We start from the raw sequence: 13,910 nt of genomic DNA, 5'->3' as shown, positions 1-13,910 counted from the left end.
GTTCTACAACCACCGCAGAATTCACTCTACATTGGGCTATGTCAGCCCGATGCAGTTTGAGAAAAGCTGGAACGCGGCACAGCTATTGAAGGCCGCATAATTGACCAGCTAAGAGGTACGTCCAACAGGGGCAGGTTCACTATAGTTCATTCATCTCTTTTTTTCTGGAGCAAACACATGGCCTACGAATTCATCACCGTCCACACCGAAGCCAACAAAGTAGGCGTCATCACACTCAACCGTCCCAAGCAGCTCAATGCACTGAACGCAGACCTGATGATTGAGTTGGGCCACGCCCTCAAAGCGTTTGATGCCGATGAAGCGATTGGCTGCATGGTCATCACAGGCAGTGAAAAAGCATTTGCCGCAGGTGCGGACATCGGCGCCATGGCGACTTACAGCTTTGCCGATGTGTACAAAAACGACTACATCACCCGCGACTGGGAGACCATCCGCAGCATCCGCAAACCCGTCATTGCCGCAGTCAGTGGCTTCGCCTTGGGCGGTGGGTGTGAATTGGCGATGATGTGCGACTTCATCATTGCCGCTGACAACGCCAAGTTTGGCCAGCCCGAAATCAAACTCGGCGTCATCCCTGGCGCAGGCGGCACACAACGCTTGCCACGCGCGGTGGGCAAATCTAAAGCCATGGATTTGGCGCTGACAGGGCGCATGATGGACGCCGTGGAGGCAGAGCGTGCAGGCTTGGTCAGCCGTGTGGTGCCATTGGACAAACTGATGGAAGAGACCTTGGGTGCCGCCCTCATGATTTGTGGCTACTCTCAAATCGCCGCCATGGCTGCCAAAGAGTCGGTGAATCGCGCCTTTGAAGGCAGCTTGACCGATGGTGTGATGTTTGAGCGCCGCCTGTTCCACGCCTTGTTTGCCACAACCGACCAAAAAGAAGGCATGGATGCGTTCGTCAACAAACGTCCTGCCGCCTTCAAGAACCAATAAGCTCGCACTAAAAGCCCACGGCTTGTGGACTTTTAGGCACTCGTTACCATGCGGCCATCTGAATCAAAAAACGCCGCATGGAACTCTTGAGCGACCCACAAACATGGATTGCCTTTGCCACCCTCACCGCACTCGAGCTGGTGCTAGGCATTGACAACATCATCTTCATCTCGATCTTGGTGGACAAACTGCCACCCGATAAGCGTGAGTTGGCACGCCGCATCGGTCTGTTCATGGCCATGTTCATGCGCATTGGTTTGCTGTTGTTGCTGTCGGTGATTGTGGGTTTGGTCGCGCCTTTGTTCACGGTGTTTGACCAAGCGATTTCAGGTCGTGATTTCATTTTGATTTTGGGTGGCCTGTTCCTGATTTGGAAAAGCACGGGTGAAATTCACCAATCGCTCGAAGGTGAAGAAGCACACAGCAGCAACGCCGTAGCTAACTCGATGACCTCCGTGATTGTGCAAATCATGCTGATTGACTTGGTGTTCTCGCTCGACTCCATCATCACCGCTGTGGGCATGGTGGATGAGGTGGCGATCATGATTGCAGCGGTGGTCGTGTCGGTGGGTTTGACGATGGCCTTTGCTGCGGGGATTGGCCGCTTTGTGTCGAACCACCCCTCCATCAAGATGCTGGCCCTCGCCTTCTTGGTGGTGGTGGGTGTGGTGTTGATGGCTGAAGGTATGGGCAACCACATCCCCAAAGGCTATATCTACTTCGCAATGGCGTTCTCAGTGATGGTGGAGATGATCAACATCCGCTTTCGTCAACGCGCAAAGCAGGTAGAGCATTTACACAAAATCTAGGGCACGTCCAACAGGGGCAGGTTCAATCTTTGTAATGCGAACCCGCTCTTGTGCTTAGGTCATTTGCTAAAAATCCTGATTCATTTAATGAGGATTTTGATGACCTCACTGCACACCACGACTACCACATCACGGGAAATTTCTGCCGTCCAGACCTTGGATCTATTGCTGCATCAGGCATTAGAACAACTCGCGTCAGATATTCATGTCGAAAGTGGCGAGGACTACTTTCGCGTTCGCTTTCGCATTGATGGCCAATTGCGCATCGCAGCCACGCCGGCACTGAAGTTGCGCGACTCGGCTGTATCACGTTTGAAAGTCCTTGCACGAATGGATATTGCTGAAAAACGCGTGCCTCAAGATGGACGAATTCAGTACGCCTACAAAGGCCAAACCGTTGATTTACGTGTCAGCTCTTTGCCCACACTACACGGAGAAAAAATAGTAGTGCGCATTTTGAATTTTTCTCGAGAAAGACCAGGACTCGGTGCTCTAGGATATGAACAAGATGACCGCACCAAATTACTTCACGCACTCAAACGCCCACATGGCCTGATTCTGATGACGGGCCCGACAGGGTCTGGAAAGACACTGTCTCTTTATAGCTGTCTTGAACTGCTGAACCGAACAGAAGTGAACATTTCAACCGTTGAAGATCCATCAGAAATTCACCTTCCGGGCGCGAATCAAGTCAATATCAATGAACGTGCTGGATTGACGTTTGCCACCACACTACGTGCGCTGTTACGTCAAGATCCTGACATCATCATGGTTGGAGAAATTCGTGACTTAGAAACAGCCGAGATGGCTATTCAAGCCGCTCAAACAGGCCACTTAGTTTTGTCCACACTGCATACGAACGATGCCCCCAGCACCTTAGCGCGTTTGCGTCATATGGGCATTCCGGCATTCAATGTTGCGGCTAGCGTCAGTCTCATCACGGCGCAACGTTTGATTCGTCGTTTGTGCGAGCACTGCAAGTGCGTCATAGAGGGCGACCAAGTCGAGCTCATTCTTAATGCCCTGCATCCGCAAGACAGCCAATACATCGCGGCGCATTCAGGCACACGCGCTAAGCTGTACAAGGCCGCTGGCTGCGCAGCTTGCGACAAAGGCTACAAAGGACGCATTGGCATTTACCAAGTCATGCCTATCAGCGATGCCATGCAAACACTCATACTGCGCGACAGCGACACGCAGACATTGGCAGTGCAAGCCTCCATAGAGGGCATACGTACACTGCGGCAAGCGGGGTTACTGAAGGCTTTGTCTGGCATGACCACTCTAGATGAAGTCATGACCCTCACAACACATGGCTAAGCACCGCTACGCTTGGTTTGGTAATGATCGGCTCGGCGCTCGGTTGCGCGGGGAGATGTACGCCGACAACAAGAACGAAGTCTCTCAATGGTTACACCAGCAGCGCATTCGCCCCACCCGCATTCAGTATCAATTGAATTTACCGCCTTGGCTCACACGCCCACGATGGAACAACATTCAGACAGGAGAGATCAGTCAAATGACGCGACAATTAGCCACCCTGTTGCATGCTGGCGTGCCATTGCTTCAATCGTTAGACATACTCCACAAAGGCCTGTCTGCTGGCGCCCTAAAAACAGTAATTCACACGATCCGTACTCAAATTGAAAATGGCGCTGCACTAAACCAAGCCTTGAGACAGCACCCCACTTTCGACGCGTTTTACTGCAACTTAGTCGCTGTTGGCGAAGTGGCTGGCATGCTGGATGTGATCCTTGATCGGTTGGCCCATCACCTTGAGAAAACTCAAGCGCTCAAAGCGACTGTTCGCTCGGCAATGCTCTATCCCGCTGCCATTCTTGTCATTGCGGTGACGGTCCTCACACTTATTTTGGTATTTGTCGTTCCCGCCTTCCAAAACATCTTCTCGTCTTTTGGCGCTGACTTGCCTTGGCTTACGCAAATGGTGATTGCACTCAGCGAGAACTGTCAACGCTATGGATTGATGTTCCTCGCGCTTTTTACGGGTGCAGCGTGGTGGGCACAACGCTTGGTGAAACAACGTATCACTTGGCAACGCGCGCTCCATCGTTTTTTATTGCGCATTCCCATTGCAGGTGAACTGATTCGTCATGTCTGCACCGCGCGTTGGACACGCACTTTAGCGACATTGTTTGGTGCAGGCGTTCCTGTCACTGAAGCGCTTAATGCAGCTCAAGGCGTCACAGGCAATCCTTTGTTCCAAACCGCGACACTCAGCATCCAGGCGCAATTGATGCGAGGAAAATCTCTTTCACAGGCGCTGGGGGACATGGAGGCGCTCTTCCCGCCGATGGTCGGACAAATGTGCGCCATCGGCGAAGAGTCGGGTGCGCTCGACCATATGCTGACCAAAACGGCCGAGTACTATGAACGCCAAGTCGATCACACCGTCACGAGACTGTCTACACTCATAGAGCCTTTCATCATGGTGGTGTTAGGTGTGCTGATTGGTGGCTTGGTGATGGCTTTGTATCTTCCTATTTTTCAACTGGGACAAGTCGTATGACTTGGCTACTCGCCTTTGGTTTGGGCCTACTGCTTGGCAGTTTTGCGAATGTCTTGATTCATCGCTTGCCACGCAAGGTCATGGCAGATCACCACGCGCATCACACCACTGAGCGTTATGACTTGTGCTGGCCCGCCTCGCACTGCCCTCACTGTGAGACCCCTCTGAAATTGCGACACAACATTCCTTTGCTCAGTTTCATTTGGCTCAAGGGGCGATGTGGTTTTTGCCAACAACCCATCAGCGCAGTCTATCCGTGGATTGAACTGACCACAGGCTTGATGTGGGTCACATGCGCTTGGCATTGGGGATTCAACGTCACAGCACTTTGCTGGGCCGTCTTTGCCACCACCCTCTTGGCCTTGGCTGTGATCGATTGGCAAACCACGCTGCTCCCCGATGATTTGACTCAAGCGCTGGTGTGGAGCGGGCTGATCGCTTGCGCCAGTGGCTGGCTACCACTGAGCCTAGATCAATCTGTCTGGGGTTCCGTGATCGGCTACAGCGTGTTGTGGTGCGTTGCCACGACGTTTGAGCGCATCACAGGCAAGCAAGGTATGGGGGCGGGTGATTTCAAATTGCTGGCAGGTCTAGGCGCTTGGCTTGGGCCATTGGCGTTGATTCCGTTGCTCATCTTCGCTAGCTTGAGTGGTGCTGTCTTTGGTTTGACACTCAAATTCACACATCGGCTAAATCCTGACGGCTATGTGCCTTTTGGCCCTTTTTTAGCTGCTGCGGGCATGTTGATCGCTGTGATCGGCACGGCCCCTTTGTTCATCTGGCTAGGTTAGTCATTTTTTACATAGACTTAGGCTCATGAATGCACGCACACATGCAAACAACACGCTGCGCATAGGGCTCACAGGAGGCATTGGCAGCGGCAAAAGCACTGTCGCGACCCTGCTTGTAAAATGCGGGTGCGCCTTGGTCGATGCCGATGCCATCGCCCGTCACGTCACGGCGGCCAGTGGCACAGCCATGACTGCCATTGCAGCAAACTTCGGTGCTGATTTTGTACTGCCAAACGGTGCGCTTGATCGTGACCGCATGCGAGCCCATGTATTCAACCATCCATCCGCCAAGCAACGCCTTGAGGCCATCATCCACCCCTTGGTTGCCATCGAAACCGAGCGGCAAGCCCAAGCCGCTGTTGAGGCGGGTCACTGGACCATTGTGTTTGATGTGCCGCTGCTGGTCGAGTCTGATCGTTGGCGCACGCAAGTTGACCGTGTATTGGTGGTCGACTGTCTTGTCGAAACTCAAATTCAACGGGTCATGGCGCGTAACAATTTCCTTGAAGAAACCGTCAAAAACATCATTGCGGCACAAGCCAGACGCGCCCAGAGACTGGCTGCGGCTGATTGGGTGATTTATAACGACAAGTTATCCTTGCAAGCCTTGGACAAACTTGTTTCAACTTTATCCATTCGGTCTCGTTGACAGAGGCGAAGAACGATGACAAACGGTTATAATCTTTCCTATTACAGCAGTTCATCTCTGACACTTTTTTCCGCGTGATTCTGTACGAACATCCCTTCAACGAACGTGTGCGCACCTATCTGCGCTTGGAACATTTGTTTCAGCGTTTTGAAGAACTGACATCACGCAACCATCCCGTTGACAACCACTTTGCGCTGACCACCTTGTTCGAGTTGGTCGAAGCGGGTGGGCGCACCGACCTCAAATCCGATGTTCTGAAAGACTTAGAACGTCACAAGCAGCAGTTCAATTCTTTGCGCGGCAATCCCTCAGTTTCTGAAACTGCGCTGCAACAGTTACTCGACAACATTGACCACTGCTTCAATGGACTCAATGGGGCCATGGGCAAGATTGGACAAAACATCACAGAGAACGAATGGCTCTGCGCCTTGCGCAACCGCGTAGCCATTCCTGGCGGTACTTGCTGTTTTGATTTGCCCGCTTACCACGCTTGGCAGCAACAAAGCTCAGACCTGCGTCGTGCAGACATCATGCGCTGGTTCGAAGTCTTTCAACCCATGAGAAATTCGGTCAATTTGCTACTGTCACTGATGCGCGACACAGGTACGACACAAAAAATGATGGCCCTTGGCGGGCAGTTCCAACAATCACTGGCGCAAGGCAAGTTCCAGCTGATGCGTGTTGCCATTGATCCTGCGTTAGGTTTCATTCCAGAAATCAGCGGTAATCGTCTGATGATTTGGGTGCGCATGATGCGCCAAGACGGCGATGGTCGTTTGCAGCACAGCACCGACGATGTATCTTTTGAAATGGCTCTTTGCGTCTAAGCCATGAATGACGCTGAGGTTCGCATCGTGGTTTGCCCGCAATGCAGCGGGCCTAGTCGCTACGAAGCAGCCAATGTGTATCGGCCTTTTTGCGGTGAGCGTTGTCGCAATATAGATTTAGGCGCGTGGGCCAATGAAGAACATCGCTTGCCAGATCAAACACCGCAAGACGACACCGACTTCGAAAACACGCCTCTCCAATAATTCCTTCATACAGCTGAAGCGCTGTGTGTCTCACCTTCAAAACCACGCTCTTGCGCAAACCACTGCAACACGGGGATGGTGCCCGGCAGGACAGGACTGACCATCACGGGTAACTGCTGCCATGCAAAAGACTGTGACTCCAACATCTGCAAAGCCCCTGTCCACTGCGTGACCTTGCAAAAGTTCAGTTGAACCAATGCGTGTGGGTAGTCGATGCGTTCGGTCTTCCACAGCCGACAATCTTGGCTCGTGATGCCAATTTCTTCTTGTAGCTCTCGACGCAAAGCTTGCTCGACAGTCTCCCCCGCTTCGAGCTTGCCACCCGGAAACTCCCAGAAGCCCGCATAGGCCTTACCCTCGGGACGGCTGGTGAGTAAAAAGGCACCGTCGGCTTTTACCAAAACGCCCACCGCCACCTGCACCAAGCCACGATCTATTGACCGTGGCTGGTCCGCATCCACCACACGCACACATGTTTCAACCATTGATTAAGCGGCGTGCTTGCCCGCGTAGTCGCGTGCAAATTGATAAGCAACACGGCCGCTGCGTGAGGCACGCTCCAACGCCCACACCAGGGCCTCAGGCTTGGCTGCCTCAATCTCAGCGGGCTTGACACCAAACGATGCGAGCCACTGCGCGGCAATCGTCAGATATTCGTCTTGACTGAAAGGGTAAAAACTCACCCACAGGCCAAAGCGCTCAGACAAAGAAATCTTCTCTTCAACTCCTTCACCCGGATGAATTTCACCATCATCGGTGTGGGTGTAGCTGAGGTTTTCTTTCATGTATTCGGGTAACAAATGGCGACGGTTGCTGGTGGCGTAAATCAACACATTCGGTGTGGCCGCTGCAATCGAGCCATCCAAAATTGACTTGAGAGCTTTGTAGCCAGGCTCGCCGTCTTCAAAGCTCAGGTCATCACAAAAAATCATGAATTTTTCTGGACGCACGGACACCAACTCGATGATGTCCGGCAAATCGGTCAGGTCATCTTTGTAGACCTCAATCAAACGCAGACCTTGCGGCCCATACGCATTCAAGCAGGCTTTGATGAGTGATGATTTGCCTGTACCACGCGCGCCCGTGAGCAGCACATTGTTGGCAGGCAAGCCCTTCACAAACTGCTCTGTGTTGCGTTGGATTTTTTCTTTTTGCCCATCAATTTCTTGCAGATCCGCCAACCCCAGCTTGGCTACATGACGCACAGGCTCTAAGCCTCCACGACCGCTGCTACGTTTGCGGTAACGAAACGCCACACTGGCCAACCAATCAGGTTCGACCATGGGTTGAGGCAACACCAGCTCAATGCGCGCCATCAAGGCCTCGGCGCGTTGCATCAAGCGTTCGAGTGAATGGAGAGCGTCGGTCATCAGCTGCGGTAGTCAGCGTTGATGCTGACATAGTCATGGCTCAGGTCACAGGTCCACACGGTGTCGCTGGCCGTGCCACGTCCCAACACCACGCGCACCGTGATTTCAGACGGCTTCATCACACGTTGTCCCTCTTCTTCGCGGTACGCGGGATGACGCCCCCCTTGGATGGCCACATGCACATCGTCCAAATACAAATCGATGCCTGTTTGGTCAAGGTCAGTGATACCCGCATAACCCACAGCCGCCAAGATACGACCCAAGTTAGGGTCGCTGGCAAAGAAAGCAGTTTTCACCAAAGGTGAATGCGCAATGGCGTAAGCCACTTGGCGGCACTCGGCACTGGTGTTGCCGCCTTCGACATGCACGGTGATGAACTTGGTGGCGCCTTCGCCATCGCGCACGATGGCTTGAGCCAATTGCCGCGCCACATGTAACATGGCTTGCAACAAGGCTTGACCCTCTGTACTTTGCAAACTCGTGATGGGTGCATGCTGCACTTTATTGGTGGCAATCACCACGAACGAGTCGTTGGTCGATGTATCGCCATCCACGGTGATGCGGTTGAACGAACCTTCGGCCAAAGCTAAAGACAACTCTTTCATCAACACAGGGGCGACACAAGCATCTGTCGCCACATAACCCAGCATGGTCGCCATGTTGGGACGAATCATGCCAGCGCCTTTGCTGATACCGGTGACGCTCACCGTGGCATCGCTAATTTGCACTTGGGTGCTGGCTGCTTTGGGCACGGTGTCTGTGGTCATGATGCCCTCAGCGGCATCAGCCCATTGTTGCGCGTTACCGGCTTGGCCCGCTGCGGCAATGGCCGCTGGCATGCCCGCGATGATGCGGTCATGAGGCAATGGCTCCATGATCACACCCGTTGAAAACGGCAGCACTTGATTGGGCGAAACATGCAAGGCCTCTGCCAAAGCCACACAGGTTTCGCGGGCGCGCTTCAAGCCTTCCTCACCTGTACCCGCATTGGCGTTACCCGTGTTGATGATCATGGCGCGAATGCCTTGACCAGAATCTAGGTGCTCACGGCACACTTGAACTGGCGCAGCACAAAAACGGTTTTGTGTGAAAACACCGCTGACAGAAGCATCTTCGTCAATTAATACGACCGTCAAGTCTTTGCGGCCTGCTTTGCGTATGCCCGCTTGTGTAACGCCGATGCGCAGACCTGCGATGGTGTGCAGGTCTGCGACATTGGGAGGAGTGAGGTGAACAGCCATAAAACTTAAGCCAACTTACCGTGACAGAACTTGAATTTTTTACCGCTACCACATGGACAAGGCTCGTTGCGCCCCACTTGCGGCATAGGGTCAGCAAAAGTTGCTTCATCCGTAGTGGTCACAGATTGTCCTGACTCATCCGGCGCGGTATACGTCACGTTGCGCAAACTCTCCGCACGATCTTCTAGCTCACTCGCAGCTTGTTCGATTTTCTCGTTGGATTCAATCTTGACGGTCATGAGCACGCGGGTCACTTCGTTCTTCACCAAATCAAGCAGCTGCCCAAACAACTCAAACGCTTCGCGCTTGTACTCTTGCTTGGGTTGCTTTTGCGCATAACCGCGCAAGTGGATGCCTTGGCGCAGATAGTCCAAAGCGGCCAAATGCTCACGCCAATGGCTGTCGATGTTTTGCAGCAAGACCACGCGCATGAACGGCGTGAATTGTTCAATGCCAACGCGCTCAAGCTTGGCTTGGAAAGCGGCATGCGCCGCCTCCACCACTTGCTCCAGAATTTCTTCACCCGTGATGGCTGATGCTTGCTGCACAGTTTCTTGCAGCGGCAACTCGATCAACCATTCTTGCAGCAGGGCACGCTGCAAGCCAACCATGTCCCATTGCTCTTCCACAGACTCTTCGGGCACGTATTGACGCACGAAGTCGGTAAAACTGCCTTCACGCAAACTGGCGATTTGAGCCGTCAGGTCGGTGGCATCCAAGATATCGTTGCGCTGTTGGTAGATCACGCGGCGCTGGTCGTTCGAGACATCGTCGTATTCCAATAATTGCTTGCGAATATCAAAGTTGCGCGCTTCGACTTTGCGCTGCGCGCTCTCGATGCTGCGTGTGACAATGCCCGCCTCGATGGCCTCGCCCTCTGGCATCTTCAACCGATCCATGATGGCTTTGACTCGCTCACCCGCAAAAATGCGCATGAGCGAGTCATCCAAGCTCAAATAAAAACGCGAAGAACCTGGGTCACCTTGACGGCCTGAACGACCACGCAACTGGTTGTCAATGCGACGCGACTCGTGACGTTCGGTCGCGATGATGCGCAGACCGCCCAAAGACTTCATATACTCATGGTCCTTGGCCCACTGCACACGTAAGGCATCAATTTGTTTTTGCTTTTCTGTAGCGTCTAACGACTCATTGGCTTCAACTTCAGCAATCGCTTTTTCAACGTTGCCACCTAACACAATGTCAGTCCCACGGCCCGCCATGTTGGTCGCAATGGTGATCATCTTGGCGCGACCTGCTTGCGCGATGATGGTGGCTTCGCTGGCGTGTTGTTTGGCATTGAGCACTTGATGCGGCAACTTGGCCAGCTCCAACATTTCCGCAATCAGCTCCGAGTTTTCAATCGATGTCGTCCCCACCAACACGGGTTGACCTCGTTCGTAACACTCGCGAATGTCGTCAATCGCTGCCACGTATTTTTCGGCCGTGGTTTTGTACACGCGGTCCAGTTGATCGTCACGTTTACTGATGCGATTCGGTGGAATAACCACGGTTTCCAAACCGTAAATTTCTTGGAACTCGTAGGCTTCGGTATCTGCTGTACCAGTCATGCCGCCGAGCTTGTTGTACAGGCGGAAATAGTTTTGGAAGGTGATGGATGCGAGTGTTTGGTTCTCGGCTTGAATTTCAACACTCTCTTTGGCTTCCACCGCTTGGTGTAAGCCATCGCTCCAACGGCGACCAGACATCAAACGTCCGGTGAACTCATCCACGATGGTGATCTCACCATTTTGAACCACATAGTGTTGATCGCGGTGGTACAGGTGATTGGCACGCAAAGCTGCGTACAAGTGGTGCATCAAACTGATGTTGGCGGGGTCATACAAAGAAGCGCCTTCAGCCAACAAACCATTGGCGGCCAAAATGCGTTCGGCATTTTCGTGACCTTGCTCTGTCATGAACACTTGGTGTGATTTTTCATCCACCGTGAAGTCGCCGGGCGTGATGATGCCTTCGCCCGTGCGCGGGTCCTCTTCGCCGACTTGACGGGTCAGCATAGGCACCACGCGATTGATGGCGACATACAGCTCGGTGTGATCTTCGGCTTGACCGCTGATGATGAGCGGTGTGCGCGCCTCGTCAATCAAGATCGAATCCACCTCATCCACGATGGCGTAGTTCAGCTTGCGTTGTACGCGGTCTGCGGCCTCGTAGACCATGTTGTCGCGTAAATAATCAAAGCCGTACTCGTTGTTTGTGCCGTAAGTGATGTCAGCACGATAAGCAGCTTGTTTTTCTTCACGCGGCATTTGTGGCAAGTTGATACCCACCGACAAACCTAGCCAGTTGTACAAACGGGACATCCATTGCGCATCGCGGCTGGCAAGGTAGTCGTTCACGGTCACCACATGCACGCCACGCCCCGTCAAGGCATTCAGATACACAGGCAAAGTCGCGGTTAAGGTCTTGCCTTCGCCCGTGCGCATCTCAGAAATTTTACCTTGATGCAAGGCGATACCACCCAACATCTGCACATCGAAATGGCGCATTTTCATCACACGTTTAGACGCCTCACGCACCACGGCATATGCTTCTGGCAACAAATCATCCAAGGCTTCACCATTGGCAACGCGTGATTTGAATTCGTCCGTTTTTGCACGCAAGGCCTCGTCACTGAGCTTCTCGAGCGAAGACTCCAACGCATTGATTTGCGTGACGGTTTTGCGGTATTGCTTCAGTAAACGCTCATTGCGGCTACCGAAAATTTGAGTCAAGAAATTGAGAGCCATGCGAGCACTGCGAGGCCCCAATTTTTAGACGAAAATTAGGGACGCAAAATCCTTTGTGAAAGGCTGGATAGAAGCTTGGAATTTTAACCGTCACGGGAACCATAATGAGGCCATGGCTACACGTTCTACGCCCCATCCCGACACACTTGCTGCCTACCGTGCGCTGGGATACAACACGCCACCTAAATCCAGAGTCAGTGCGCGCGGGAAATCACAGACATTGGCCCAAGTTGTAGGGTCTGCACCTTCTTTGGCTCAACTCTCTGTGATCGCACACGACACCCAAAATCGACTCAAGTCCATTGCCCCCTTATTACCTGCATCACTGCGCACACTCGTTCAATCTGGGGGCGTGGCAGATGACGCTTGGTGCTTATTGGTACCCAACAGTTCCGTTGCTGCCAAGTTAAGGCAAACCTTACCTGCCCTTTGTGCACACTTACGTACCAAAGGCTGGAACGTGAACACGATTCGTATCAAAGTGAAATCGCACAGCTAAAGAAAAACCCGCTACGCCAAAGACGTAACGGGTTTTAGGTGGTGCCGCTTGTCGGAATCGAACTGACGACCTACCGCTTACAAGGCGGGTGCTCTACCAACTGAGCTAAAGCGGCGCAAGCAGTATTCTAACCTGAGTTTTTGCAGTTATTTCACCCGTGTGAGGGTAGGACGGCCAGATGGTGGCGTTGGCGTTGGCGGTTCATCATCGCCTTTGTTCACGTTCGCCGCATCCACTGCACTCAGCACTGGGCGAGCAGCGGTAGGTGCAGGTGTGGCATGGCCACCAGGGGCAGGGGCGGCAGCACTCACTGGGAATGACATACCTTGGCCGTTTTCTCGCGCGTAAATCGCAATCACGCGATGGATCGGCACAATGATTTCGCGCGGCACACCCCCAAAACGAGCTTTGAATTCAATGAAGTCATTGCCCAATGCCATTCCAGCAGTGGCATCGTAGCTGACGTTCAAAACGATTTCACCATTCTTCACGTACTCCAAAGGCACCTGCACCGTTTCATCCACAACAACCGCCACGTAAGGTGTAAAGCCGTTGGCGGTGCACCACTCGTGCATCGCACGCAGCAGATAGGGACGTGTAGATGATGCGTCTGGAGCGTTCAGCATACGAATTACTTGCGCATGACCTTTTCAGAAGGCGTCAATGCCTCAATGTAGGCAGGACGCGAGAAGATGCGCTCGGCATATTTGAGCAAGGGTGCCGCGTTCTTCGACAAGTCGATGCCGTAGTGATCCAAGCGCCACAGCAACGGTGCAATCGCCACATCCAACATCGAAAAGTTTTCACCCAGCATGTATTTGTTCTTCAAGAAGACGGGTGCCAACTGCGTCAAACGATCACGAATATGGGCACGCGCCTTCTCCAAGGCTTTGTCGCTGGCCTTGCTTACACGAGACTCCAATGTGGAGACGTGAGTGAACAATTCTTTTTCGAAGTTCAGCAAGAACAAACGCACACGGGCACGCTCAACGGGGTCGCCAGGCATCAGCTGAGGATGAGGGAAGCGTTCGTCGATGTATTCGTTGATGATGTTTGACTCATACAAAATGAGATCGCGCTCGACCAAGATAGGGACTTGGCCATAGGGATTCATCACATTGATGTCTTCAGGCTTGTTGTAAAGATCAACATCGCGAATTTCAAAGTCCATGCCTTTTTCGAACAAGACAAAACGGCAGCGATGTGAGTAGGGACACGTAGTTCCCGAGTAAAGCACCATCATGATGGGCGGCTCCTAAAAATCAAAAAGAGTGGCAGGCAAACCT

The 13,910-nt window shown here is 52.9% G+C and carries 15 protein-coding genes and 1 tRNA gene; 9 read left to right on the top strand and 7 right to left on the bottom strand.

Annotation, left to right across the window (positions count from 1 at the left end):
• The 9 genes from RMS03_RS11715 to RMS03_RS09990 form a co-directional block, all read left to right on the top strand.
• Positions 1 to 100 (top strand): IS3 family transposase (locus RMS03_RS11715; RefSeq protein WP_405023472.1); only part of this gene is annotated, 100 nt, incomplete at its 5' end.
• 77 nt (positions 101 to 177) lie between these two features.
• Positions 178 to 957, top strand: a complete 780-nt coding sequence (locus RMS03_RS10025) for an enoyl-CoA hydratase (RefSeq protein WP_310626920.1) — start codon at positions 178 to 180, stop codon at positions 955 to 957.
• Between the two features lie 77 nt (positions 958 to 1,034).
• The gene (locus RMS03_RS10020) at positions 1,035 to 1,766 is read left to right on the top strand and encodes a TerC family protein (protein WP_310626919.1); all 732 of its coding nucleotides are present in this window, start codon (positions 1,035 to 1,037) and stop codon (positions 1,764 to 1,766) included.
• A 63-nt stretch (positions 1,767 to 1,829) separates the two neighbouring features.
• Positions 1,830 to 3,086, top strand: a complete 1,257-nt coding sequence (locus RMS03_RS10015; protein ID WP_405023526.1) for a GspE/PulE family protein — start codon at positions 1,830 to 1,832, stop codon at positions 3,084 to 3,086.
• A complete protein-coding gene (locus RMS03_RS10010) occupies positions 3,079 to 4,293 on the top strand; it encodes a type II secretion system F family protein (protein ID WP_310626918.1) in 1,215 nt (404 codons plus the stop codon). Before RMS03_RS10015 ends, RMS03_RS10010 begins: the two co-directional genes overlap by 8 nt.
• Entirely contained in the window at positions 4,290 to 5,084 is a 795-nt protein-coding gene (locus RMS03_RS10005) for an A24 family peptidase (protein ID WP_310626917.1), read from the top strand. Before RMS03_RS10010 ends, RMS03_RS10005 begins: the two co-directional genes overlap by 4 nt.
• A 25-nt stretch (positions 5,085 to 5,109) precedes the next feature.
• Complete coding sequence (gene coaE, locus RMS03_RS10000; protein WP_310626916.1) at positions 5,110 to 5,733, top strand: dephospho-CoA kinase; 624 nt, start codon at positions 5,110 to 5,112, stop codon at positions 5,731 to 5,733.
• A gap of 74 nt (positions 5,734 to 5,807) precedes the next feature.
• Entirely contained in the window at positions 5,808 to 6,560 is a 753-nt protein-coding gene (gene zapD / locus RMS03_RS09995) for a cell division protein ZapD (RefSeq protein ID WP_310626915.1), read from the top strand.
• A gap of 3 nt (positions 6,561 to 6,563) precedes the next feature.
• A complete protein-coding gene (locus RMS03_RS09990; protein WP_310626914.1) occupies positions 6,564 to 6,764 on the top strand; it encodes a DNA gyrase inhibitor YacG in 201 nt (66 codons plus the stop codon).
• A 5-nt stretch (positions 6,765 to 6,769) separates the two neighbouring features.
• On the opposite strand, the gene RMS03_RS09985 is transcribed toward RMS03_RS09990, so the two are convergent.
• From RMS03_RS09985 to RMS03_RS09955, 7 genes are all read right to left on the bottom strand, one after another.
• Positions 6,770 to 7,249: an NUDIX domain-containing protein gene (locus tag RMS03_RS09985; RefSeq protein WP_310626913.1), complete on the bottom strand. Its 480-nt coding sequence runs from the start codon at positions 7,247 to 7,249 to the stop codon at positions 6,770 to 6,772.
• A 3-nt stretch (positions 7,250 to 7,252) separates the two neighbouring features.
• A complete protein-coding gene (locus tag RMS03_RS09980; RefSeq protein WP_310626912.1) occupies positions 7,253 to 8,134 on the bottom strand; it encodes an ATP-binding protein in 882 nt (293 codons plus the stop codon).
• On the bottom strand, positions 8,134 to 9,375 hold the full coding sequence (gene argJ, locus RMS03_RS09975) for a bifunctional glutamate N-acetyltransferase/amino-acid acetyltransferase ArgJ (RefSeq protein WP_310626911.1): 1,242 nt from the start codon (positions 9,373 to 9,375) through the stop codon (positions 8,134 to 8,136). Before argJ ends, RMS03_RS09980 begins: the two co-directional genes overlap by 1 nt.
• 5 nt (positions 9,376 to 9,380) lie before the next feature.
• Entirely contained in the window at positions 9,381 to 12,125 is a 2,745-nt protein-coding gene (gene secA / locus RMS03_RS09970; RefSeq protein WP_310626910.1) for a preprotein translocase subunit SecA, read from the bottom strand.
• A gap of 538 nt (positions 12,126 to 12,663) precedes the next feature.
• Positions 12,664 to 12,739, bottom strand: a tRNA-Thr gene (locus RMS03_RS09965).
• A gap of 31 nt (positions 12,740 to 12,770) precedes the next feature.
• Complete coding sequence (locus RMS03_RS09960) at positions 12,771 to 13,250, bottom strand: ClpXP protease specificity-enhancing factor (RefSeq protein WP_310626909.1); 480 nt, start codon at positions 13,248 to 13,250, stop codon at positions 12,771 to 12,773.
• A gap of 5 nt (positions 13,251 to 13,255) precedes the next feature.
• A complete protein-coding gene (locus tag RMS03_RS09955) occupies positions 13,256 to 13,867 on the bottom strand; it encodes a glutathione S-transferase N-terminal domain-containing protein (protein ID WP_310626908.1) in 612 nt (203 codons plus the stop codon).
• Between the last annotated feature and the right edge of the window lie 43 nt (positions 13,868 to 13,910).

Origin of the sequence: Limnohabitans sp. (assembly GCF_031538885.1) — a bacterium.
In the GTDB taxonomy this organism is placed as follows: domain Bacteria; phylum Pseudomonadota; class Gammaproteobacteria; order Burkholderiales; family Burkholderiaceae_C; genus Limnohabitans.
Note: the sequence above shows the minus strand (reverse complement) of the source record. Positions and strands in the feature narration are given on the sequence as shown.